This window comes from Streptomyces sp. BJ20 (assembly GCF_022869105.1).
GTDB classification, from domain to species: Bacteria; Actinomycetota; Actinomycetes; order Streptomycetales; family Streptomycetaceae; genus Streptomyces; species Streptomyces griseoincarnatus.
On sequence record NZ_CP094918.1, the window covers coordinates 6018004 to 6041599 of the forward strand.

The window sequence follows — 23596 nt, forward strand, 5'->3', positions numbered from 1 at the left end:
TTTGCGCCGTGAGGCCGGTCACAGGGCGCGAACCGCGGGCCCCGGCCTGGCGTCCTACCGGGTCCAGGACCGACCCGGGGGAGGCCGTCCCATGCGCCGTATCACCGTCCGCCGTCCACGGCTGCCGCGCACCCGCGCGGGACGGCGGCGGCTGGTGCAGGCCCTTGCGGCGGTGTGCGTGCTGGCGCTGCTGCCGGCGACCTGGCTGCGGCTGAGCACGGGCGACCGGCTGCGCACCGTCGCCGACGTGCCGCACACCGGGGTGGCCGTGGTGTTCGGCGCGGGGCTGTGGGACGGGGAGCCGTCGCCGTACCTCGCGCACCGGCTGGACGCGGCGGCGGAGCTGTACCGCGCGGGGCGGATCCGGGTGGTGCTGGTCACCGGCGACAACAGCCGGAAGGACTACGACGAGCCGGACGCGATGCGCGCCTATCTGACCCGGCACGGGGTGCCGGACGCGCGGATCGTCAGCGACTACGCGGGCTTCGACACGTGGGACTCCTGCGTCCGCGCCCGGAAGATCTTCGGGGTGGACCGGGCGGTGCTGATCAGCCAGGGCTTCCACATCCGCCGCGCGGTGGCCCTGTGCGAGGCGGCCGGCGTCACGTCGTACGGCGTCGGCGTGGACGACCGCCACGACGTCACCTGGTACTACGGCGGCGCGCGCGAGGTCCTCGCGGCGGGCAAGGCGGCCCTGGACGCGGCGTTCCGCCCGGATCCCCATTTCCTGGGGCCGGAGGAGCCGGGGGTGCGGAGGGCGCTGGCGGACGCGCGAGGGTCCGGCACGCCGGGCTGAGGGGCGGGCCCGGTACTCGACGAGTACCTTTCCCTCGTGGCGGATACGACGCGGATCACGGTGACGCTCACGGCGGAGCTCGTCGCCGCCCTGAAGGAACTGACCGACGACGTCTCGGGGTATGTCGCCGAAGCGGCCGCCCGTGAGCTGCGGCGGCGGCTGGTCGAAGCCGATCTTCAACGCCATCAGGAAAAGCATGGAGTCTTCACCGAAGCGGAGCCGGCGGATGCCCGTTCCCGAATCGGCGGGCACACCCGTGCCGGCGCGTCGGCGGGCAGGTCGAGCCGGTGACCGAGCGGACGGCGGACGCCGCAGCCGGCCCGCGGTGACGTCACGCCGGCCCCTCACCACGCCTCCCGTCCGGAGGAGAGGGCACCGTGTCCGGGGTGTAACAGCGGTCGGCGTGGTGCGTAACACCGGCGCCGCAGTCTGGGCCGTATGCGAGAAACCGTGACGTCCACGCACTGCCCCTACTGCGCGCTGCAGTGCGGCATGAACCTCACGCCGACCGCCGACGGGCGGACCGTCGAGGTGAGCGAGCGCGTGGACTTCCCGGTGAACCGGGGGGCGCTGTGCGGGAAGGGGCGGACCGCCCCGGCCGTGCTGTCGTCGGCCGTGCGGCTGACCTCGCCGCTGGTCAGGTCGGCGGCGGGCACGCTGGAGCCGGCCTCCTGGGAGGAGGCCCTGGACCGGATCGCCGAGGGGATCGGCGGTGCCCGCGCGGAGCACGGCGCGGACGCGGTCGGGGTGTTCGGCGGGGGCGGTCTCACCAACGAGAAGGCGTACGCGCTGGGGAAGTTCGCCCGGGTGGTGCTGGGCACCTCGCAGATCGACTACAACGGCCGGTTCTGCATGTCGTCGGCCGCCGCCGCGGGAGGCAGGGCGTTCGGGCTCGACCGGGGGCTGCCGTTCCCGCTGGAGGACATCCCGAGGACGGGCTGCGTGATACTCGTCGGCTCCAACCCGGCCGAGACCATGCCCCCGGCCCTGCGCTACTTCACCGAGCTGAAGGAGAACGGCGGCACCCTGATCGTCGTCGACCCGCGCCGCACGCGCACCGCCGAGCAGGCCGACCTGCATCTGGCGCCGCGCCCCGGCACCGATCTCGCGCTGGCCCTGGGTCTGCTGCACCTGGTCGTCGCCGAGGGCCGCACCGACGAGGAGTACATCCGGGAGCGCACGGCCGGCTGGGAGGACACCCGGGCCGCGGCGATGGCGCACTGGCCGGAGTACGTGGAGCGGATCACCGGCGTGCCCGTGCCCCAACTACGCGAGGCCGTGCGGATGTTCTGCGCGCCGGAGCACGCGATGGTGCTCACCGCGCGGGGTCCGGAACAGCAGTCCAAGGGCACCGACACGGTGAGCGCGTGGATCAACCTGGCCCTGGCGACCGGCCGGCCCGGCCGCCCGCTGTCCGGGTACGGCTGCCTCACCGGGCAGGGCAACGGGCAGGGCGGCCGCGAACACGGCCAGAAGGCCGACCAGTTGCCCGGCTACCGCAAGCTGACCGACCCGGCCGCGCGGGCACACGTGGCCCAGGTGTGGGACGTGGACCCGGACAGCCTGCCGGGACCGGGCCGCAGCGCCTACGAACTGCTGGACGCGCTGGGCACGGACATCCGCGCCCTGCTGCTGATGGGCTCCAACCCGGTGGTGTCGGCGCCGCGCGCCGCGCACGTCGAGGAGCGCATCCGCTCGCTGGACTTCCTCGCGGTGTGCGACGTGGTGCTGTCGGAGACGGCCGAACTCGCCGACGTCGTCCTGCCGGTGACGCAGTGGGCGGAGGAGACGGGCACCACCACCAACCTGGAGGGCAGAGTGCTGCTGCGCCGCCGCGCGATCACCCCGCCGACGGGCGTGCGCAGCGACCTGGAGGTGCTGCACGAGCTCGCGGCGCGGCTGGGCGGCGAGGGCAGCCCGGAGAAGCGCTTCCCGGCCGACCCCGAGGAGGTCTTCGAGGAGCTGCGGCGGGCGAGCGAGGGCGGGCCAGCCGACTACTCGGGGATCACCTACCGCCGGCTCGCCGAGGAGAACGGCGTGTTCTGGCCCTGCCCCTCCCCCGGCGCGGCGGCCGAGGCGACCGTCCACCCCGGCACCCCGCGCCTCTTCCTCGACCGGTTCGCCACCGAGGACGGCCGGGCCCGGTTCGTGCCGGTGTCGCACCGGGCCGTCGCCGAGGAACCCGACGAGGAGTACCCGGTGCTGCTCACCACCGGGCGGGTCGTCGCGCAGTACCAGTCCGGCGCCCAGACGCGCCGCGTGGACGAGCTGAACACCGCCGCGCCCGGCCCGTTCGTGGAGCTGCACCCGCGCCTCGCGCGGCGGATCGGCGCCGCCGAGGGCGAGCCGGTGGCCGTGGTGTCACGGCGCGGCCGGGCGGTGGCCCCGGCCCGGATCACCACGTCGATCCGTCCGGACACGGTGTTCATGCCGTTCCACTGGGCCGGTGAGGGCCGCGCCAACACCCTCACCAACCCCGCCCTCGACCCGACGTCGAGGATGCCGGAGTTCAAGGCGTGCGCGGTACGCCTGGAGGCGGTACGCCCGTGAGCGCACCGCCTCCGGGACAGGGGGCGGGTCAGCCCACGCCCACCGCGCTCCAGGCGGCCGCGACCGCCTGGTGCTCGGCGCCGCCCTCGCCGTAGAGGTCCGCCGCCGCCTTCAGGGTGGCGGTGCGGGCGCCGGCGTAGTCGGTCGACGAGGTCATGTGGACCGTGAGGGCCCGGTACCAGATCCTGCCGAGCTTGGCGCGGCCGATGCCGGTGACCGTCGAGCCGTCGCAGGTCGGGGAGTTGTGGACGGTGCCGCCCAGGGTCTTCGCGCCGCTGCCCTCGGCGAGCAGGTAGGCGAAGTGGTTGGCGACGCCGGAGGAGTGGTGGACGTCGAGGTCCTTGACCGACGCGTCCCAGCAGTCCGCCGACTTGCCGTCCTTGGAGGGACGGTCCATGAAGCGCAGGGCGTCCTTCCCGAAGCCGTCGCGGACGACCTCCTCGCCGATCAGCCAGTCGCCCGGGTCCTGCGCGTTGGCCGCGTGGAACTCCACCAGCGTGCCGAAGATGTCGGACGTGGCCTCGTTCAGGCCGCCGGACTCGCCCGAGTAGGTCAGCCCGGCCGTCTTCGAGGTCACGCCGTGGGTCATCTCGTGCCCGGCGACGTCCAGGGAGACCAGCGGGCCCATCAGGGTGCCGTCGCCGTCGCCGTAGGTCATGCAGAAGCAGCGGTCGTCCCAGAAGGCGTTGTTGTAGGCGTTGCCGTAGTGGACGCGGTTGTACGAGCCCTTGCCGTCGCCGGCTATGCCCCGGCGGCCGTGCGTGTCCTCGTAGTAGTCCCAGGTGACGTCCGTGCCGTACTGGGCGTCCACGGCGACCGTGGCGCGGTCGGCGGCGGTGCCGGTCCCCCAGTGGTTGTCGGCGTCGGTGACGACGGGGGCGGGGGCGCGGATCAGGCAGACGACGAGCACGCACAGGTCGGTGCGGTTGCCCGCGTCGCCGGTGTAGGTGTCGCCGCGGGTGGGGTCCTTCAGCTCGTAGCCGGACGCGGTCCGCGTGGTCTCCAGCGGAACCGTGCCGCCGTACAGGGACGTGCCGTCACCGGTGGCGCTCTCCAGGCGGTCCCAGGCGTCGATGCGGGCGCCGGTGTGCGCGTCGGTGAGGACGGTGCGGGCGACCGGGTTGCCGGCGGAGTCCTGGGCGGCGACGTCGGTGCGCCAGGCGAGGCGGGGAGCGCCGTGCAGGGCGTCGACCACCAGCTGCGGGCGCGCGGTGAGCCGGTTCAGGGTCTCGCCGAGGTGCGCGGCGCGCAGCAGGTTCGCGGCGACGTCGGCGGCGCGGGGCGCGGCGAGGCGCGGGGAGACGGTGGGGAGGTCGATCGCGGCGCGGGTGGCGCGGGTGACGTCGCGGTAGGACCCGTCGGGGGCGAGGTGCAGCACGAAGTCGCCGCCCAGCACGGGGAGTCCGCGGTAGGTGCGGTCGTAGCGGACGTGGCGGCTGCCGTCCGCGTCGACGACGACGTCACGGACCTTCGTGTCCTGGGCGGCGGTGAGGCCGAGGGCGTCGGCGCGCTCGGCCAGGACGGAGGCGGCGGCGTCGATCGCGGCGGCGCGGGTGGGGCGGCCGGCCGCACCGGCGGCGACGGGGGTGAGGGCGGTGGCCAGCAGGGCGGCGCCGGTGACGGCGGCTCCCGCGGCGGCGAGACGGGAACGTCGGGCATGCCGTATCGGGCTCAAGCGGTCTCCTGGAACGGGCGCCCCGAGGCGGGTGGGGGGCGGGGTGTGGCTGGTGGTGACCGCGATTCAAGTGGGGGGCGCCTGTCATGTCCATAGCGCGAATGTGGGGGTGTGTGAGGGGAGAGAATCGTTCCCGCAAGGCTCCGGTGGCACTTCCGTGCAGAGGGGCTCCGCCGACCGTCCGCGCAGGTGAAGCGAGTGAACCTCCCCTTCTTCGTCTACGGCACCCTCCGGCCCGGCGAGATCAACCACGACCGCTTCCTGCGCGGCCTCACGGCACACGAGGAACCTGGTCTGCTGCGGGGCGCGGCGCTGTACGAGGGGCCCGGCTACCCGTACGCCGTCGATGCCCCGGAGGGCGAGGTGCGGGGCGAACTCGTCACCGCCCGGCCGGAGGCGTACGAGGAGCTGCTGGCGCGGCTGGACCGCCTGGAGGAGTACGTCCCGGGCGACCCGCGAAACCTGTACGACCGGGTGGAGCGGCCGGTGGTGCGGGAGGCGGACGGCACGGCGGTCCGGGCGTGGGTGTACGTCGCCGCCCCGGCGGTCTCGGCCCGGCTGCGGGCGCGGGGGACGCGGGTGGAGGGCGGGGACTGGCGAGGCGTGCGGTGAGGCGCGCGTACGCCCCCGGGAACATGCCGGGGCGTGCCCCCTCGCCCGGTCAGCCCTTCGCCGCCCCGCCCGGCCCAATCCGCCGGCACACCGCACGGCCGCTCGCCGTCACTACGTTGACCTGCTGAAACACACCGCGGGCCGAGGTGGTCGCGGACCGCCTGACACCCGTTCAGCCGCCGCCCTGACGCCCTCTCAGGGAGCGGGGGCGGCCCCGGGGGTCTTACCTCGGAGGTGCAGGGACGCGGTCGACGGCGGCACATGGGGGTGCCGCGGGCCGGGTCGCCTCCGTGAGCCCGAGGGAGCATCGATGCGACGTACCGCCCGGCTGCTGACCGGCACGACCGGCGCCGCACTCGCCGTGGCCACCGCGGGGCTTCTCGCCGCCCCCGCGTACGCCGGGGAGGCTCCCGGCGCGTCGACCGCCGGTCTGCGGATGTACCCGTCGTCCGTCGCCCCGGGCGCGCAGGTGTCGGCGAACACCGCGGCGTGCGGCGAGGAGGGCACCTCGGCGGGCGACGCCTCCGCCGTCGGCGCGGGCCGGTTCACGCTGGCCCCGAGCACGCACGAGGGGGAGGCGATCGGACAGTTCCAGGTGCCGCCGAGCGCGCAGCCGGGGACCTACGAGATCGTCGTCGCGTGCGCCGGGAGCGGGCGCCGGGTGACCGGGGACCTCGTGGTGACGCTGACGCCCGACGCGGAACAGGTGGTGCCCCGAGGAAGCGTGAAGACGGGGGTCGGGGGCGCGCTGGGCCCCGACCCCGTACAGACCGCGGCAGGCGTGACGGCCCTCGCCGTCGCCGCCGCGGGCGGTACCTGGCTCCTGCATCGCCGGGCGAGAGGCGACGGGATCTGACGGGCATCCTCCGCTGCCCGTCCCGCTGGTACCGCATCCCCTCCCCCTCCGGGTCCGACGCCCCTCGCGGCCCGGAGGGGGGCACGGGGCCCGTTCGAGGTGAGGTCACCCCATGCGCCGCAGGTTCCGCAGGACCGGGAGTCCGGGCAACGCGGCGATAGCCGCCGTCACGGTGTGCGCCCTGTGCGCGGGGGCGGTGCTGCTGCGCGACGGCAGGGGCGGCACCCCGCCACAGCCGTCCGCCGCGCAGGCGCACTCGGAACTCGACGCGCACGGCCCGGCGCGGTCCGCGGCGCCCGCGCTGCCGCCGTCGCCGCCGGACCGGGTGCGCATCCCCGCGATCGGCGTGGACGCACCGCTGACGGGCCTGGGGCTGACCCCGGCCGGCTCCCTGGACGTGCCGCCGGCGGACCGCCCGGACCTGGCCGGCTGGTACGAGGCCGGCACCACCCCCGGCGAGCGGGGCACCGCGATCGTCGCGGGCCACGTCGACAACGAGGACGGCCCGGCGGTCTTCTACTCCCTCGGCGCCCTGCACAAGGGCAGCACGATCGAGATCGCCCGGCGCGACGGCTCGGTGGCCGTGTTCACGGTGGACGCGGTCGAGGCGTACGACGCCCGCGCCTTCCCCGACGAGAAGGTCTACGGCGCGGCCGGCCGGCCGGAACTCCGCGTCATCACCTGCGGCGCGGGCTACTCCCCCACGACGGGCTACCGGGGCAACGTGGTGGTGTACGCGCATCTGACGGGGACGCGGTGACCCCTGCGGGGGGCATGACCGAACGACCGGTGCCCCGAACGACCGGTGCCCCGACCGGCCGGTGCTCCGGGCGCCCGGCGCGCGGCGCCCTGACGTCTCAGGCGCTCGCGGAGCCGGAGCCCGGCACTCCGGCGACGCGCGCCCGGCAGCGCGAGCGCTCGGCGGCCTGTCGCCCTCCGGCGCGGACACTCCCGAAGCCCGGCGGTCCGTCCCCGCCCTCCGCGCCTCCGGCACGCGGAGGGGCCGGAACCCCGGAGTCCCGGCCGCACCAGGGCCCGCGCCGCCTCGGAGACACGGCCACCGACCCAGCCACTCGCCACGGCCGCCCCGATCACCCCCCGCCCGGCGACCCGGCACTCCGGCACTCCGGCAGCACGCCACACCCTCAGTCGCGGCCCTACCGACCAGCCACTCACCCCGGCCGCCCCGATCACCCCCCGCCCGGCGACCCGGCACTCCGGCACTCCGGCACTCCGGCAGCACGCCACACCCACAGTCGCGGCCCTACCGACCAGCCACTCACCCCGGCCGCCCCGATCACCCCCGCCCCGGCGCCACGCCGACGACCCACTTCACCGGTACGGGTCCGCACGGTCGTCGGTCGGTCCCCCGGGGCTCCCGCGTCTCAGCCCGACGCCCCACCCGGGCAGGACTCCGTGTCCGGGGCCACCAGGAGGACCACCGGGTACGACGTGATCTGCTGGTTCGCCCCGGGCCTGCTGCCGCAGACGCGCCACGCCTGCGGGTCCACCACCTCGCGGTTCCTCCCCGTGGCGTCCTCGAAGCGGACCTCCGTGCCGGCCATCTGCTCCTGCGCCCGGAGCGCGTTGCCTCCGGTGACGTCGGGCATCACGGCGGTGACGGGACGGGCGGCGGTGTCCGAGGGGGACGCGGACACCGCCGCCCTCCTCTCGGGCTCGGGGTGCGTTCCGCAGGCGGCGGCAGCCGCGCAGACGGCCGCGGCGGCGAGAACGGCTCTCAGCGGTGCGGGGACCGTGGGTCTGGTGATGGCCGTGCCTCTCGTGAGGTGATCATGTCCGGCTCAGTATCCCCACCGGACACCCCCGCGCACAGGCCTACGCCAGCCACTGCTCGTACGCCATGTTCGCCACCAGCGCGAACACCACCGTCAGCAGGACCACGCGGACGAAGCCGCTGCCGCGCTTCAGGGCGGTGCGGGCGCCCAGCATGGCGCCCGCCAGGTTGAACGTCGCCATCAGCGCCCCGAGCTGCCACAGCACCGCACCCTGCCAGGCGAACATCGCCAGCGCGCCCGCGTTGGTGCAGCAGTTCACGATCTTCGCGGTGGCCGAGGCGGTGACCAGGTCGAGGTGGAGCAGGGCGGTGAGTGCCAGGACGAGGAACGTGCCGGTGCCGGGGCCGATCAGGCCGTCGTAGAAGCCGATGCCGAGGCCGGCCAGGCCGATCGCGGCGAGGATCTGCCGGCGGGTCGCCGGACCCGTCGCGGGCGCGGTGCCGAAGGCGGGCCGCAGGATGACGAAGGCGGCCACCGCGAGCAGCACCACCATGATGACCGGCTTGAGCACCTCGGTGCTCATCCCGGCCGCGAGGAACGCCCCGCCCGACGACCCGGCGAGCGCGGCGAGCCCGATCCGCACCGCGGTCCGCACGTCCACCGGCGCCTTGCGGGCGTACGTCACGGCCGCGCCCGTGGTGCCTACGATCGCGACCGCCTTGTTGGTGCCCAGCGCGTGCGCGGCCGGGGTGCCGGCGGGCAGCCCGAGCAGCAGGGCGGGCAGGAGCAGCAGTCCGCCGCCGCCCACCACGGCGTCGATCCAGCCGGCGGCGAGCGCGGCCACGCAGAGCAGGACGACCGTGGTCAGCGATATGTCGGGCATGGCGGTGAGCCTATGGAGGCGATAGATGTTGCGTCCATCAAGATGAGCTTTTGTTGAGGTTGGCCTCCTCACACCCGCCCCGCGACCGTCCCCGGAAGCCTCACATCCCGCGCCCGCGACCGCTGAGGGCAGCGTTCCGCGCGGGAAACAGAAGGGATGCCACCGGGTAACACCCGCCCCGCACGCTCAGGACATGACCTCGAACGAGCGTGTGGTGGTGATCGGCTCCGGCCTCGCGGGCGTACGTCTCGCCCGGCGGCTCGGCGAGCTGGGCACGCCCGTGACGCTGATCGGCGAGGAGGAGCACCCGCCGTACAACCGGGTGCTGCTCGCCGAGGTGCTCGCCGGGCGCTACCGGCCCGAGGTGATCGCCCTGCCCGCCCCCGCGGAGCTGGTCCGCGCCCGGGTCACCGGCATCGACCGGGACCGGCGGACCGTCGTCTGCGCGGACGGCACGGAGATCCCCTACGGGCGACTGGTGCTGGCCACCGGCTCCAACCCCGTCCTGCCGCCGCTGCGCGGCCTGTTCACCGAGGACCACGCGCTGCCGCGGGGCGTGCACGCGTTCCGCACGCTGGACGACTGCCTGGGCCTGTCCGCCGAGGTGCGGCCGGGCGTGCGCGCGGTGGTGATCGGCGGCGGGCTGCTCGGCGTGTCCGCGGCCCGCGCGCTGGCCGTGCGCGGCGCGCAGGTGGTCCTCGCCCAGCAGTCCGAGCGGCTCATGGAACGGCAACTCGACCCGGCCGCCTCCGCGCTGGTCCGGCGCCATCTGACCGGGCTCGGCGTGGAGGTGCACACCGAGTGCCGCGTCCGGGACGTGCGCTGCGTCGGCGGCGCGGTCCGCTCGGTGGAGATGGCCGACGGCTACGCCCTGGACGCCGACCTGGTGGTGCTGGCGTGCGGGGTGCACCCGAGGGTGTCCCTCGCCCAGGCCGCCGGCCTGGACGTGGCCAAGGGCGTCGTCGTCGACGACGAGCTGCGCACCTCCGACCCGTCCATCCACGCGGTCGGCGACTGCGTCCAGCACGCCGGCACCGTGTACGGGCTGGCCACGCCGGCCCTGGAACAGGCCGACGCGCTCGCCGCCCTGCTCGCCGGGGACACCGCCGCCCGCTACACCGGCACCCGCTCGCTCACCCGGCTCACCCTGACCGGCCCGGACAGCCCCTTCGACCTGGCCGCGTTCGGCGAGACCGAGGTGCTGCCGGGCGACGACGTGGTGCAGCTCGCCGACGCCACCCGCGGCACGTACCGCAAGGTCGTGGTCCGCGACGACCGCCTGGTCGGCGGGGTGCTGGTCGGCGAACTCGGCACCGTCGGCGCCCTCGCGCGCGCCTGGGAGGGAGCAGAGCCGCTCCCGTCCGACGGCGGGCCCCTGCTCCACCTGCTCACCAACGACGGAGGCTCCTGATGCCCACGGACACCTCGACCATCGTGCTCGTCGGCCACGGCATGGTCGGCCAGCGCTTCCTGGAGGCGCTCGCCGAGCGCGGCCTGACCGCCACGCACCGCGTGGTCGTGCTGTGCGAGGAGCCGCGTCCGGCCTACGACCGTGTGCAGCTCACCTCGTACTTCTCGGGCCGCACCCCCGAGGACCTGTCGCTGACCGACCTGGCGTTCATCGAGGACCACGGCATCGAGCTGCACGTCGGCGACCCGGCCGAGCACGTGGACCGCGAGGCGCGCACGGTCACCGCCCGCTCCGGTCTCGTCGTCGGCTACGACGTGCTGGTGCTGGCGACCGGCTCGTACCCGTTCGTGCCGCCGGTGCCCAACAAGGACGCCGAGGGCTGTTTCGTCTACCGCACCATCGAGGACCTGCTCGCCATCGAGGAGTACGCGCGCAGCAGGGCGAAGACGGGCGCGGTGGTCGGCGGCGGTCTGCTCGGCCTGGAGGCGGCCGGCGCGCTCAAGGGCCTCGGACTCACCTCGCACATCGTGGAGTTCGCGCCACGGCTGATGCCGGTGCAGGTCGACGAGGGCGGCGGCGCGGCGCTGCTGCGCAACATCGAGGACATGGGGCTCGGCGTCCACACGGGCGTCGGCACCCAGGAGATCGTGGTCGACGAGGGCGGCGCGGTCACCGCCATGAAGCTGTCCGACGGCTCCGAACTCGCCACCGACATGGTGGTGTTCTCCGCCGGTGTCCGCCCCCGCGACCAGCTGGCCCGCGACTGCGGTCTGGCGGTCGGCGAGCGTGGCGGCATCACCGTCGACGCGCAGTGCCGCACGGTCACCGACCCGCACGTGTTCGCGATCGGCGAGTGCGCGCTGGCCGCGGACGGCCGGGTGTACGGCCTGGTCGCGCCCGGCTACGAGCAGGCCGAGACGGCCGCCGCGACCATCGCCGAGGACGAGGCCGCCTTCACCGGCGCCGACCTGTCGACCAAGCTGAAGCTGCTCGGCGTGGACGTGGCGTCCTTCGGGGACGCGCACGGCACCGCCGAGGACTGCCTGGACGTCGTCTACTCCGACTCCCGCGCGGGCCTGTACAAGAAGCTGGTGATCGGCCGGGACGGCACGCTGCTCGGCGGCATCCTGGTCGGCGACGCGGAGGCGTACGGCACACTGCGGGCGTTCACCGGATCGGTGCCGCCGGTCGCGCCGGAGTCGCTGGTGCTGCCGGCCGGCGCCGGGGCGCCGGCCGCGCTCGGCCCGTCCGCGCTGCCGGACGACGCGGTGATCTGCTCCTGCCACAACGTCACCAAGGGCACGATCCGCGGCGCGGTCACCGACCACAGCTGCACCACCGTGCCCGAGGTGAAGAAGTGCACCAAGGCCGGCACGGGCTGCGGCAGTTGCGTGAAGGTGCTGGGCCAGCTCCTCGACGCCGAACTGGAGGCGAACGGCGTCGAGGTCGACAAGGGCCTGTGCGGCTGCTTCTCCCAGACCCGCGAGGAGCTGTACGAGATCGTCCTCGCCCTGCGCATCGCCTCCCACCGGGAGCTGCTGGACCGCCACGGCCGGGAGGAGGCGCGCGGCGGCGACGGCTGCGAGGTGTGCAAGCCGACGGTCGGCTCGATCATCGCGTCCCTGGCGCCCACGATCGGCGCGAGCACCTACGTGCTCGACGGCGAGCAGGCGGCCCTCCAGGACACCAACGACCACTTCCTCGCCAACCTGCAGAGGAACGGCTCGTACTCGGTGGTGCCGCGCATCCCCGGCGGGGAGATCGCGCCCGAGAAGCTGATCGTGATCGGCGAGATCGCCCGCGACTTCGGTCTCTACACGAAGATCACCGGCGGCCAGCGGATCGACATGTTCGGCGCCCGGGTCGAGCAGCTGCCGCTGATCTGGGCCCGGCTGGTCGACGCCGGCTTCGAGTCCGGGCACGCGTACGGCAAGTCGCTGCGCACGGTGAAGTCCTGCGTGGGGCAGACCTGGTGCCGGTACGGCGTGCAGGACTCGGTGCGGATGGCGATCGACCTGGAGCTGCGCTACCGGGGCCTCAGGTCGCCGCACAAGCTGAAGTCGGCGGTGTCCGGCTGTCAGCGCGAGTGCGCGGAGGCCCAGTCGAAGGACTTCGGCGTCATCGCCACCGTGGGCGGCTGGAACCTGTACGTCGGAGGCAACGGCGGCGCCACCCCGCGCCACGCCGACCTGCTGGCGCAGGACCTCTCCGACGCCGAACTGGTCCGCCTGATCGACCGGTTCCTGATGTTCTACATCCGCACCGCCGACCGGCTGGAGCGCACCAGCGTCTGGCTGGACCGGATCCCCGGCGGCCTGGACCACGTACGGGACGTGGTGGTGCACGACTCGCTGGGCATCTGCGACGAACTGGAGTCGCTGATGGCCGCGCACGTGGCGCACTACCGCGACGAGTGGGCCGAGACGATCAACGACCCGGAGAAGCTGGCCCGGTTCGTGTCCTTCGTCAACGCGCCCGACACCCCCGACCCGGTGGTCGCCTTCGTCCCGGAGCGCGACCAGATGAAGCCCGACCTGCCCCTGCTCGGCATCGGCCTGCGTCCCGCCGACGACGTCCTGGAAGGAAGCGCACAGCGATGACCCTGGCACTCGAGACGACCACCGGCCTGACCGTCCGGCTCCGCCTGGCGGACGACTGGTTCGAGGTCTGCGGCCTCGACCGGCTGATCCCGGGACGGGGCGTGGCCGCCCTGCTGCCCGACGGCCGGCAGGCCGCCGTCTTCACCGACCGCGCCGGCCGCCTGTACGCCGTCGACAACCGTGACCCGTTCACGGGCGCGGCGGTCCTCTCCCGCGGCCTCACCGGCACCCACCGGGGCCGCCCGTTCGTCGCCTCCCCGCTCCTGAAGCAGCGCTTCGACCTGGAGACGGGCCGGTGCCTGGACGACGACGCGGTCCGTGTGACCACGTACGAGGTGAAGGCGGCCTGACCGGCCGGGGGGCGGCCGGGGCTGTCGGGATCCGGGGCGCTGCGGCCCCGGGCCCGGTCGGCCCGGCCGCCCGGGGCACGAGGGCCGCCCCGGGCCGCTCGGTCACCGGCCCGCGCGTCTGCCTCCCGCCACCGCCGTCCGCTTCCGCGACCGCCTCCACCTGGCCAACGCCCGCTTCACCGGCCCATGGGCGCCTCGGGCGCCATCTACGGCGGTGGCGGTGCCGCTGTGCGACGCGAGGGCCGCCGGCCCGGTACGTGCCTCCCCGCGGGACGGCCACCCGCCCGTACGCCGCCGGTCATGAGGCGTCCATGTCATTCCCGTAGGTTCGCTGCTCGCACGCCCCCGCCGCCGGCCGGCGGCGGGGCGGTAACGGCCACCTGGAGTGACTGTGGAACGTCGTGACTTCCTTCGTGCGACCGCCCTCGGCGGCGGCTCCGCCGTACTCGGCGGAACCCTGTGGCGCGGTGCCGCGTACGCCGCCCCCGCCCAGCCCGGCACCGGCCCGTACGGGGCGCTCGGAGCGGCGGACGCCAACGGCATCGCGCTCCCGGCGGGGTTCAGCAGCCGGGTGATCGCCCGCTCCGGGCAGCGGGTCGGGAGCACGTCGTACACCTGGCACAACGCCCCGGACGGCGGGGCCTGTTACGCCGACGGCAGCGGCTGGATCTACGTCTCCAACTCGGAGATCAACCCGTCGGGCGGCGCGAGCGCGGTGAAGTTCGCGGCCACCGGCGCCATCACGGGCGCGTACCGCGTCCTGTCCGGCACCCGGCAGAACTGTGCGGGCGGGAAGACCCCGTGGAACACCTGGCTGTCCTGCGAGGAGGTGGACCGGGGATACGTCTACGAGACCGACCCGTGGGGCGTGAAGGCGGCCGTCCGCCGTGACGCCATGGGGCGCTTCAAGCACGAGGCGGCGGCAGCCGACCCGGTACGCAGGGTGATCTACCTGACCGAGGACGTCTCGGACGGCTGCTTCTACCGCTTCAGGCCCACGACCTGGGGCGACCTGTCGTCCGGCACGCTGGAGGTGCTGGTCGGCGGCAGCGGCACCAGCGGCCCGGTGAGCTGGGCGCGGGTCCCGGACCCGTCCGGCGCCACCGCCACCCGCGGTCAGGTCTCCGGAGCCAAGCGCTTCAACGGCGGCGAGGGCTGCCACTACGCCAACGACACGTGCTGGTTCACCACCAAGGGCGACAACCGGGTCTGGCGGTACGACGCGGCCGCCCAGACCGTCGAACTCGCCTACGACGACTCGCTGGTGACCGGCGGAACGGCCCCGCTGACCGGGGTGGACAACGTCACCGGCTCCTCCTCCGGCGACCTCTTCGTCGCCGAGGACGGCGGGAACATGGAGATCTGCGTCATCACTCCCGACGAGGTGGTGGCCCCGTTCCTGCGCGTCAGCGGTCAGTCGGGCTCCGAGATCACCGGCCCGGCCTTCTCCCCGGACGGCACCCGTTTGTACTTCTCCAGTCAGCGCGGTACGAGCGGGAGTTCGTCGGGCGGCATCACGTACGAAGTGAAGGGCCCCTTCCGAACGTGACGTACGGGAGGTGGCGGACAGTTACCTCCCAGTCACGTCACGTTCTCGTCACGTGTCCTTCATACGCCCCACGCTCCACGAGCCCCCCAGTAGCTTCGACACCCTCGTACCGAGCACACGCTTTCGTCCGACCTGGGGGGCTCCTCACCATGATTCCGTTCCGTACCTCAGCCGCCGCACTGCTCGCCGCCGTCGCCCTGGCCGCCGTACCGGCCACCGCCGTGGCGCACGACGGCAGCCACCCGTTCGAGAACTGCACCGAGGCGTACGACAACGGGTACAGCAACATCGCCAAGGGCGACGAGCACTACGGCAAGCACCTCGACCGCGACAACGACGGCGTCGGCTGCGACCAGCCGCCCTCCGACTTCGTGCCGCGCGACGAGAGCGACGACGACGCGGGCGCGGGCACGGGGGCCGGCGGCGCCGAGGAGGAGAGCGGCGGCGGCACCGACCTCGCCGAGACCGGCGGCAACGACACCACGCCGTACATCGCGGCGGGCGGCGGGGCCGTCGTCCTGCTCGGCGGCGGCCTGATGATCGCCGCCCGCAAGCGCCGCGAGAACCGCTGACCCACCCCCGAGGGGGCCGGGCACCCGGCCCCCTCGGCCCCCAACCGCCCGCCGACGGAGGCGTCCTCCGGGGGCGCGGGGGAACTGCGCGACCGGCCAGGGGGACCTGCAAGCATCCCCGTAGCGTCCTTCAACGAATGGCCGTGACCAGCACTTTCACAGCAGCCTCAGCCCTTCAGCTCCTCGAGACGATCGAGGTCGTCAGGGACCGACTCCCGTTCCTGGGCAGTGAGGTGGACTGCGGCGGCCTCGGCGAGCGCGGACCTCGCGGTCTCTTCGTCACCGAGGCGCCCGGCGACATCCGCACGCAGCACGAGGAGGCGAAGCAACTGCACGGGCGTGGGCCGCTCGCCCTCGATGCCCAGCACCCGATCGATGATCTTTGCGGCGCCCGCGGGGTCCTCCTTCGAGTCCGCGAGCAGGGATGCGTGATGGAGGGCTCGGGAAAAGGTTTCCTCGGGTGGGGGCCGGTGGTGCTGGTTCTGACTCGTCCGCTGCCCGATTCGGAGGCAGTTGCCGCCCGGATCGGTCACAAGGAACTGCCGCACGCCGTGCGACGTGTCCTTCAGCGGCCCGATTCGTGGCAGTCCGCGGGTCGGGATTCTCCCGTACGTCGCCTTGAGCCTGGCACGGAAGACCTCGTGCAGCTCATCGACATCATCGGTATGGACGTAGCACGTGCTGTACGACTCGGCCGGCTCGTACTGCTTCATCCCGAAGAAGTGGAGCTGAATGCCGCCGCGCTCCACGACTGCGTACGGGTTGGGGGCCTTCTGATGGAAGGTCACCTTGAATCCGAGGACGGTGTAAAAGTCGAGAACAGGCTGGACTGTCCGGCAGGGCAGGATCGGGATCGCCTTCTCCGTCATACCGACATCCTAGTCAAACTTGAATAGTAGTGGTGGGGCTGTTGCGGGATCGCCTGTACCGCTGGGCGCTGTCCGCCGGCCAGACCCGGCGGACGCACGACCAACGGAGGACCGATGACCTGGGGCGCCTCCGACCGAGCCCCACACCCCCTCCGACCTGGCCAACCCCTGCCCCACGGCAGGAACGCACCCCTCCGCTCGTGGCATTACGCCACCGTTCCGTCACATCACGTTCACATCACAGGTCGTCCGCAGCTCTCCGCAGCACACCCGAACCGCCAGTAACTTCGTCTCGCCACAGCCCGGCCAACGGCACCCGCACTCGGACTTGGGGGCATTTGCCATGCACCTGACACGAAACACCCTCACGGCCCTCGCCGCCCTCACCCTGGCCGTCCTCCCCGCCACCGCGTCGGCCCACGACGGGGACCACCCGTTCAAGACCTGCGCGGAGGCGTACGACAACGGCTGGTCGAGGATCTCCAGCGGGGACGACCACTACGGTCCCGCACTGGACCCCGACGGCGACGGCATCGCCTGCGACGAGCCGCCCGCCGGCTTCATCCCGCGCGACGACACCACGGTCGACGACGGGAACACGACTCCCGTGGCCGACACCACCCAGGCCGCCACGAGCGACGACTCCGGGTCGGACGACGACCTCACCACCTACGTGACCATAGGCGTGGCCTCCGTGGTCCTCGCCGGAGGCGCCGTGCTCCTCGCCTCCCGCCGGCGCCGCGACAGCTGACCGCCCCACAGGGCGCGTCGCGCGCACGACGGAAGGGGCGGCACCCCCGCACGGGTGCCGCCCCTCCTTCGTGATCCGGAGCCGTCGCCGATCGGTGAGGGTGGTCGGGTGACAGACGACGGCCCCGGGGTCATGCGCCCCCCGGAGGGCTCAGCGGTGGTCGCTGCCCGCCGAGGTGACGGCCGCGCGGCCGGCCTCCAGACGGGCCACCGGGATGCGGAACGGGGAGCAGGAGACGTAGTCCAGGCCGACCTCGTGGAAGAAGTGGACCGACTCCGGGTCGCCGCCGTGCTCGCCGCAGACGCCGAGCTTCAGGTCCGGGCGGGTCTCCCGGCCGGCCTTCGCGGCGAGTTTCACCAGGGAGCCGACGCCGTCCTTGTCGATCGTCTCGAACGGCGACACCCCGAAGATGCCCTTCTCCAGGTAGGCGGTGAAGAAGCTGGCCTCCACGTCGTCCCGGGAGAAGCCCCACACCGTCTGCGTGAGGTCGTTGGTGCCGAAGGAGAAGAACTCGGCGGCCTCGGCGATCTGACCGGCGGTCAGCGCGGCGCGCGGCAGCTCGATCATCGTGCCGATGGCGAGCTTGAGCCGGGTCCCGGTGGTCTCCTCGACCTCCGCGATGACCTTGTCGGCCTCCTCGCGGACGATCTCCAGCTCCTGCACGGTGCCGACCAGCGGGATCATGATCTCCGCACGCGGGTCGCCCTTGGCTGCCTTGCGCTCGGCCGCCGCCTCCGCGATGGCCCGCACCTGCATGGTGAACAGGCCCGGGATGACGAGGCCGAGGCGGACGCCGCGCAGGCCCAGCATCGGGTTCTGCTCGTGCAGCCGGTGCACGGCCTGGAGCAGCCGCAGCTCGTTCTCGTGCGGCTCCTGCCGGGACTCGGCGAGGGCGACGCGGACCGACAGCTCGGTGATGTCGGGCAGGAACTCGTGCAGCGGCGGGTCGAGCAGCCGGATGGTGACGGGCAGGCCGTCCATCGCCTCGAACAGCTCGACGAAGTCCTTCTTCTGGAGCGGAAGCAGCGCCTTCAGCGACTCCTCGCGCTCCTCCTCCGTGTCGGCCAGGATCAGCCGCTCCACCAGCTCGCGCCGGTCGCCGAGGAACATGTGCTCGGTGCGGCACAGGCCGATGCCCTGGGCGCCGAACCGGCGGGCGCGCAGCGCGTCCTCGGCGTTGTCGGCGTTGGCCCGCACCCGCAGCCGGCGCTTGCGGTCGGCGAAGGCCATCATCCGGTGCACGGCCTCGACCAGCTCGTCGGCGTCGTCGGCGCCCGGGTGCATCCGGCCCTCGAAGTACTCCACGACAGGCGACGGCACGACCGGGACCTCGCCCAGGTACACCTTGCCGGAGGAGCCGTCGATGGAGATGAGGTCGCCCTCCTCGACGACGTGCCCGCCGGGCACGGTCATCCGGCGGCGCTTGGTGTCGACCTCCAGCTCCTCGGCGCCGCAGACACAGGTCTTGCCCATGCCGCGGGCGACGACGGCCGCGTGGGAGGTCTTGCCGCCGCGCGAGGTGAGGATGCCCTCGGCGGCGATCATGCCGTCCAGGTCGTCGGGGTTGGTCTCGCGGCGGACGAGGATGACCTTCTCGCCGGAGCGGGACCACTTCACCGCGGTGTAGGAGTCGAAGACCGCCTTGCCGACCGCGGCGCCCGGGGAGGCGGCGATGCCGCGTCCGACCTGCTCGACCCTGGCGCTCTCGTCGAAGCGCGGGAACATCAGCTGGGCGAGCTGGGCGCCGTTGACGCGGGTGAGCGCCTCGGCCTCGTCGATCAGGCCCTGGTCCACCAGCTGCGTCGCGATCCGGAAGGCCGCGCCCGCGGTGCGCTTGCCCACGCGGGTCTGGAGCATCCACAGCACACCGCGCTCGATGGTGAACTCGATGTCGCAGAGATCCTTGTAGTGGTTCTCCAGGGTCTCCATGATCTGCATGAGCTGGTCGTACGACTTCTTGTCGATCTGCTCCAGCTCCGCGAGCGGGACCGTGTTGCGGATGCCCGCGACGACGTCCTCGCCCTGCGCGTTCTGCAGGTAGTCGCCGTAGACGCCCTGGTGCCCCGAGGCGGGGTCGCGGGTGAAGGCGACGCCCGTGCCGGAGTCGGGGCCGAGGTTGCCGAAGACCATGGAGCAGACGTTGACGGCGGTGCCCAGGTCGTGCGGGATGCGTTCCTGGCGGCGGTAGAGCTTGGCCCGGTCGCCGTTCCAGGAGTCGAAGACCGCCTTGATGGCGAGGTCCATCTGCTCGCGCGGGTCCTGCGGGAAGTCCCGGCCGCACTCGGTCTTGACGATCTTCTTGAACTTGGTGACGAGCTTCTTGAGGTCGGCGGCCTCCAGCTCGGTGTCGACCGTGACCTTCTTGGCCGCCTTGGCCGCCTCGAGCGCGTCCTCGAACAGCTCGCCGTCCACACCGAGGACGGTCTTGCCGAACATCTGGATGAGGCGCCGGTAGGAGTCCCACGCGAACCGGTCGTCGCCGGCCTGCTTGGCCAGGCCCTGCACGGACTTGTCGGACAGGCCGATGTTGAGGACGGTGTCCATCATGCCGGGCATGGAGAACTTGGCGCCGGAGCGGACCGACACGAGGAGGGGGTCGTCGGCCTGGCCGAGCTTCTTGCCCATCCGCTGTTCGAGCGCCTCGAGGTGCGCACTCACCTCGTCACGCAGCGCCGCCGGCTCCTCGCCGCTGTCCAGGTAGACCTTGCAGGCCTCCGTGGTGATGGTGAAGCCGGGTGGCACGGGGAGACCGAGGTTGGTCATCTCGGCGAGGTTGGCCCCCTTGCCGCCGAGAAGGTCCTTGAGGTCCTTGTTGCCCTCGGTGAAGTCGTAGACGAACTTCACGCTCTCAACGCTCGTGCCCGACTGAGCTACGTGGGGATCTTTGTTTTCCGACACGGGTCTCGACTCCTCGAGGACGCGGTGGCTGCCCTGACGGCGAGGAATGTACCCAGATCAAAGGCGTCTGGGTACGTCCACTTGTGGGTCGTGCGCCTGTCACCGTCCGAGCGCCAGCGGATCGAAAGTCAAAGCTTGGCAAGCCGTTGACGCTCGGTGTTTTCACTTCTTGAACGCGGAGCGCCTCCCGGAACCGACCGGGACGCTCATGTGAGCATCCTGAACCACGTTTGATTTCGCCCGGTGAACGATCATCGAGTGGCACTGAGTGCCAACCTTTGAGAAGTGCAGCCTCCCATGATCCGCTCATCTGAGCACATCCCCTATCAGGGGTGGCGAGAATCACGCTCCCACACAGCGTCCGTTTCCACCATGCGGACCGGCGGGATGAACGCTCCGGCCCGGCCGCCCGTACGGACGGGAGGCGGATCCGGACCCCCACGCCGGATCCGCCTCCCGCCTCACCGGTTTCGGTACGGAAGGAACCTCCGGGTTGCCCGTCTTCACTCGCGTCCTCACGCGCCTGCGCGCCCTCCGTGTCCCCCTGCGCCCGCGGGACGCACGTGTCCTCGTGCGCCTGCGGGCCGCTCGCGACGCACACCCCTCCGCCCACCGCGCGCTGCGGATCGCGGGGCACGTCCTCGCCGCCGTGCTGGTGCTCAGCGCCCTGCTCATGCCGAACACCGCGCCGGGCCTGCGCCCCGACCGCTTCACCCGCATCCCCGCCGAGGCGATCGTGGGTGCGGTGCTGCTGCTGGCCCTGCCGCGCCGGCCGCGCGTCGTCTTCGCCGCGCTCTACGGGACGGGCCTCGGCGTGCTCACCGTGCTCAACCTGCTGGACATCGGCTTCAGCGAGTACCTGGGCCGCGGCTTCAACCTGGTCCTCGACTGGGGCCTGCTGGACGACGCCCTGTCCTACATGCGGGACTCCATGGGCGGTTTCGTCGCCAACGCCGCGGCCGTCGGCGCGGTACTGCTCGCCCTGCTCGTGGTGGTCGTCATGGCGCTGGCCACGGTGCGGCTGGGCAACGTGATCGCCCGGCACCGCGCCCGCGCCGGCCAGGGCGCCATGGTCGCGGGCACCGTGTGGATCACCTGCGCCTCGCTGGGCCTGCAGATCTCGGGGCTGCCGGTCGCCTCCGACCGCGCGGCGGACACCCTGCGCGGGCAGACCCAGCGGGTGGTGGACACCCTGCGCGACGAGGCGGCCTTCGCCAAGGAGGCCCGGACCGACACCTTCGGCGCCACCCCGCCGGGACAGCTCCTGCCGGACCTGCGCGGCAAGGACGTCGTCATCGCGTTCATCGAGAGCTACGGCCGGGTGGCGTTGGAGGACCCGCTGATCGAGCCAGGCGTCACCCGCACCCTCGACACCCGGGGCGCCGCGCTCGCCGCGGCCGGCTACCGGGCGCGCAGCGGCTGGCTGACCTCGTCGACGTACGGCGGGAGCAGCTGGCTCGGGCACTCCACGACGCTGTCCGGGCTGTGGATCGACAACCAGCAGCGGTATCGCACCGCCACCCACAGCGACCGGCTGACCCTCACCGCCGCCTTCCGGAAGTCCGGCGCCTGGGACACCGTCGGCATCATGCCGGGCGTGCAGAAGACCTGGCCGGAGGCGGAGTGGTACGGCCTGGACAAGGTCTACGACGCCTTCGAGATGGGCTACGAGGGCCCGAAGTTCAGCTGGTCCACGATGCCGGACCAGTACGCCCTGGAGGCGTTCGAGCGTCTGGAGCACGGGAGGAAGCGGAGCCGGCCGCTGATGTCGGAGGTCATCCTCACCTCCAGCCACCAGCCGTGGGCGCCGGTCCCGGAGATGGTCGACTGGGAGGACCTGGGCGACGGCTCGATCTTCGACGCGATCGAGGAGGAGGGCCGGGACGCGTCCGAGGTGATGGCCGACTCCACCGAGTCCCGCAAGGAGTACGGCAAGTCCGTCTCGTACTCGGTGACCGCCCTCACCGAGTGGCTGGAGCGCTACGGCACCGACGACACCGTGCTGGTCTTCCTCGGCGACCACCAGCCGGTCGCCCGGGTCACCGGGCACACCAAGAACCGGGACGTGCCGGTGACGGTCGTCGCCAAGGACCCGGAGGTGCTGAAGAAGATCGACGGCTGGCGGTGGACGCCCGGCCTCCGGCCCGCCGACGACGCGCCCGTGTGGAAGATGGACGCCTTCCGCGACCGCTTCCTGACCGCCTACGGGTCCGTGCCGCGGCCGACGAAGCGCTGATCAGCCGCCGGAGGTGTCCAGCTCGGCGTCCTCGTCGACGCCCGCGCAGTCGTAGGGGTCCTTCAGCCAGCCGTCCGGCAGCACCACGCGGTTGTTGCCGGACGTACGGCCGCGAGGGCCGTCGGCGCCGGACGGCCAGGGCTGGTCCAGGTCCAGCTCGTCGAGCCCGGCCCGCAGCTCCTCCAGGGTGGAGGTGACCGCGAGGCGGCGACGCATCTCGGAGCCGACCGCGAAGCCCTTCAGGTACCAGGCGACGTGCTTGCGGAAGTCGATCACGCCGCGCGACGTGTCGCCGATCCACTCGCCGAGCAGAGCGGCGTGCCGCACCATCACGTCGGCCACCTCGCGCAGGGTGGGCCGGACGTAGCCGTCGGGGCGGCCCTCGAAGGCGGCGACCAGGTCGGCGAAGAGCCATGGCCGGCCGAGGCAGCCGCGGCCCACGACCACGCCGTCGCAGCCGGTCTCGCGGACCATGCGCAGGGCGTCGTCGGCGGACCAGATGTCGCCGTTGCCGAGGACCGGAATCTCGGGGACGTGCTCCTTGAGGCGGGCGATCGCCTCCCAGTCGGCGGTGCCGCCGTAGTGCTGGGCGGCGGTGCGGCCGTGCAGCGCGATCGCGGTGACGCCCTCCTCGACGGCGATCCGGCCGGCGTCGAGGTAGGTGATGTGGTCGTCGTCGATGCCCTTGCGCATCTTCATGGTGACCGGCAGGCCGCCGGCGCCGGCGACGGCCTCGCGCAGGATGGCGCGCAGCAGGTTCCGCTTGAAGGGCAGCGCGGAGCCGCCGCCCTTGCGGGTCACCTTGGGCACCGGGCAGCCGAAGTTGAGGTCGATGTGGTCGGCGAGGTCCTCCTCCGCGATCATGCGGACGGCCTTGCCGACGGTCGCCGGGTCGACGCCGTAGAGCTGGATGGAGCGCGGCTGCTCGGAGGCGTCGAACCGGATGAGCTGCATGGTCTTCTCGTTGCGCTCGACCAGTGCCCGGGTGGTGATCATCTCGCTGACGAACAGGCCCTTGCCGCCGCTGAACTCCCGGCACAGGGTGCGGAAGGGCGCGTTGGTGATCCCGGCCATGGGGGCGAGTACGACGGGTGGCTGCACGGCGTGCGGGCCGATGGACAGGGCCGTGTTCACGGTCGGCGAGGCAGTGGGCATTCCCCCATTGTCCAGCATTCCGGAGGGCGCCCCGCACAGAGATCGTGTATTGGTCATTAGTTAGACGCACTATCGACATCGGCGTACGATGGCGCGC

19 protein-coding genes are annotated in these 23596 nt (G+C 72.9%); 13 read left to right on the forward strand and 6 right to left on the reverse strand.

The window, feature by feature from the left end:
* The first annotated feature begins 91 nt into the window (after positions 1-91).
* The 3 genes from MTR79_RS27195 to MTR79_RS27205 all read left to right on the forward strand — a co-directional run bounded on the left by MTR79_RS27195 (position 92) and on the right by MTR79_RS27205 (position 3346).
* On the forward strand, positions 92-796 hold the full coding sequence (locus MTR79_RS27195) for an ElyC/SanA/YdcF family protein (protein WP_244792158.1): 705 nt from the start codon (positions 92-94) through the stop codon (positions 794-796).
* Between the two features lie 36 nt (positions 797-832).
* Positions 833-1087 carry a type II toxin-antitoxin system CcdA family antitoxin gene (locus tag MTR79_RS27200; protein ID WP_244792159.1) on the forward strand — a complete coding sequence of 85 codons (255 nt, stop codon included), beginning with the start codon at positions 833-835 and terminating at the stop codon, positions 1085-1087.
* Between the two features lie 147 nt (positions 1088-1234).
* Positions 1235-3346, forward strand: coding sequence for a molybdopterin oxidoreductase family protein (locus MTR79_RS27205; protein ID WP_244792160.1), 2112 nt, complete (start codon positions 1235-1237; stop codon positions 3344-3346).
* 28 nt (positions 3347-3374) lie between these two features.
* Here MTR79_RS27205 and MTR79_RS27210 read toward each other — a convergent pair whose 3' ends face one another.
* Entirely contained in the window at positions 3375-5021 is a 1647-nt protein-coding gene (locus MTR79_RS27210; RefSeq protein WP_244792161.1) for a M4 family metallopeptidase, read from the reverse strand.
* A 198-nt stretch (positions 5022-5219) separates the two neighbouring features.
* Between MTR79_RS27210 and MTR79_RS27215 the strand changes: the two genes are divergently transcribed.
* The 3 genes from MTR79_RS27215 (at position 5220) to MTR79_RS27225 (ending at position 7249) form a co-directional block, all read left to right on the forward strand.
* Entirely contained in the window at positions 5220-5633 is a 414-nt protein-coding gene (locus MTR79_RS27215) for a gamma-glutamylcyclotransferase family protein (RefSeq protein WP_189365942.1), read from the forward strand.
* Positions 5634-5943: 310 nt separating this feature from the next.
* Complete coding sequence (locus tag MTR79_RS27220) at positions 5944-6489, forward strand: hypothetical protein (protein ID WP_048457551.1); 546 nt, start codon at positions 5944-5946, stop codon at positions 6487-6489.
* A gap of 112 nt (positions 6490-6601) precedes the next feature.
* Positions 6602-7249 carry a class F sortase gene (locus tag MTR79_RS27225; protein ID WP_189365941.1) on the forward strand — a complete coding sequence of 216 codons (648 nt, stop codon included), beginning with the start codon at positions 6602-6604 and terminating at the stop codon, positions 7247-7249.
* A 625-nt stretch (positions 7250-7874) separates the two neighbouring features.
* Here the strand turns inward: MTR79_RS27225 and MTR79_RS27230 are convergent.
* Both MTR79_RS27230 and MTR79_RS27235 read right to left on the reverse strand, forming a co-directional pair.
* Positions 7875-8147 (reverse strand): hypothetical protein, encoded by a 273-nt coding sequence (locus MTR79_RS27230; RefSeq protein WP_086700801.1) that lies wholly within the window; start codon positions 8145-8147, stop codon positions 7875-7877.
* Between the two features lie 178 nt (positions 8148-8325).
* Positions 8326-9108, reverse strand: coding sequence for a TSUP family transporter (locus tag MTR79_RS27235; protein WP_086700800.1), 783 nt, complete (start codon positions 9106-9108; stop codon positions 8326-8328).
* A 193-nt stretch (positions 9109-9301) separates the two neighbouring features.
* Here MTR79_RS27235 and MTR79_RS27240 point away from each other — a divergent pair, with 193 nt between their 5' ends.
* The 5 genes from MTR79_RS27240 to MTR79_RS27260 all read left to right on the forward strand — a co-directional run bounded on the left by MTR79_RS27240 (position 9302) and on the right by MTR79_RS27260 (position 15590).
* Positions 9302-10519: an FAD-dependent oxidoreductase gene (locus tag MTR79_RS27240; protein WP_244792162.1), complete on the forward strand. Its 1218-nt coding sequence runs from the start codon at positions 9302-9304 to the stop codon at positions 10517-10519.
* Complete coding sequence (nirB, locus tag MTR79_RS27245) at positions 10519-13119, forward strand: nitrite reductase large subunit NirB (protein ID WP_244792163.1); 2601 nt, start codon at positions 10519-10521, stop codon at positions 13117-13119. The genes MTR79_RS27240 and nirB overlap by 1 nt, the downstream gene beginning before the upstream one ends.
* Positions 13116-13469 (forward strand): nitrite reductase small subunit NirD, encoded by a 354-nt coding sequence (nirD, locus tag MTR79_RS27250; protein ID WP_086700795.1) that lies wholly within the window; start codon positions 13116-13118, stop codon positions 13467-13469. Before nirB ends, nirD begins: the two co-directional genes overlap by 4 nt.
* A gap of 391 nt (positions 13470-13860) precedes the next feature.
* Complete coding sequence (locus tag MTR79_RS27255) at positions 13861-15018, forward strand: alkaline phosphatase PhoX (RefSeq protein ID WP_244792164.1); 1158 nt, start codon at positions 13861-13863, stop codon at positions 15016-15018.
* A 149-nt stretch (positions 15019-15167) separates the two neighbouring features.
* On the forward strand, positions 15168-15590 hold the full coding sequence (locus MTR79_RS27260; RefSeq protein WP_086702958.1) for an excalibur calcium-binding domain-containing protein: 423 nt from the start codon (positions 15168-15170) through the stop codon (positions 15588-15590).
* Positions 15591-15757: 167 nt separating this feature from the next.
* Here the strand turns inward: MTR79_RS27260 and MTR79_RS27265 are convergent, their stop codons facing one another.
* On the reverse strand, positions 15758-16459 hold the full coding sequence (locus MTR79_RS27265; protein WP_244792165.1) for a VOC family protein: 702 nt from the start codon (positions 16457-16459) through the stop codon (positions 15758-15760).
* 343 nt (positions 16460-16802) lie between these two features.
* On the opposite strand from MTR79_RS27265, the gene MTR79_RS27270 reads away from it, so the two are divergent.
* Positions 16803-17210 (forward strand): excalibur calcium-binding domain-containing protein, encoded by a 408-nt coding sequence (locus MTR79_RS27270; protein WP_086705524.1) that lies wholly within the window; start codon positions 16803-16805, stop codon positions 17208-17210.
* A gap of 150 nt (positions 17211-17360) precedes the next feature.
* Here the strand turns inward: MTR79_RS27270 and ppdK are convergent, their stop codons facing one another.
* The gene (gene ppdK, locus MTR79_RS27275) at positions 17361-20108 is read right to left on the reverse strand and encodes a pyruvate, phosphate dikinase (protein ID WP_244792166.1); all 2748 of its coding nucleotides are present in this window, start codon (positions 20106-20108) and stop codon (positions 17361-17363) included.
* Positions 20109-20601: 493 nt separating this feature from the next.
* Here ppdK and MTR79_RS27280 point away from each other — a divergent pair, with 493 nt between their 5' ends.
* Positions 20602-22344, forward strand: coding sequence for a CDP-alcohol phosphatidyltransferase (locus tag MTR79_RS27280; protein ID WP_244792167.1), 1743 nt, complete (start codon positions 20602-20604; stop codon positions 22342-22344).
* On the opposite strand, the gene dusB is transcribed toward MTR79_RS27280, so the two are convergent.
* Positions 22345-23499 (reverse strand): tRNA dihydrouridine synthase DusB, encoded by a 1155-nt coding sequence (gene dusB, locus MTR79_RS27285; protein WP_244792168.1) that lies wholly within the window; start codon positions 23497-23499, stop codon positions 22345-22347. It lies immediately after the preceding gene.
* Between the last annotated feature and the right edge of the window lie 97 nt (positions 23500-23596).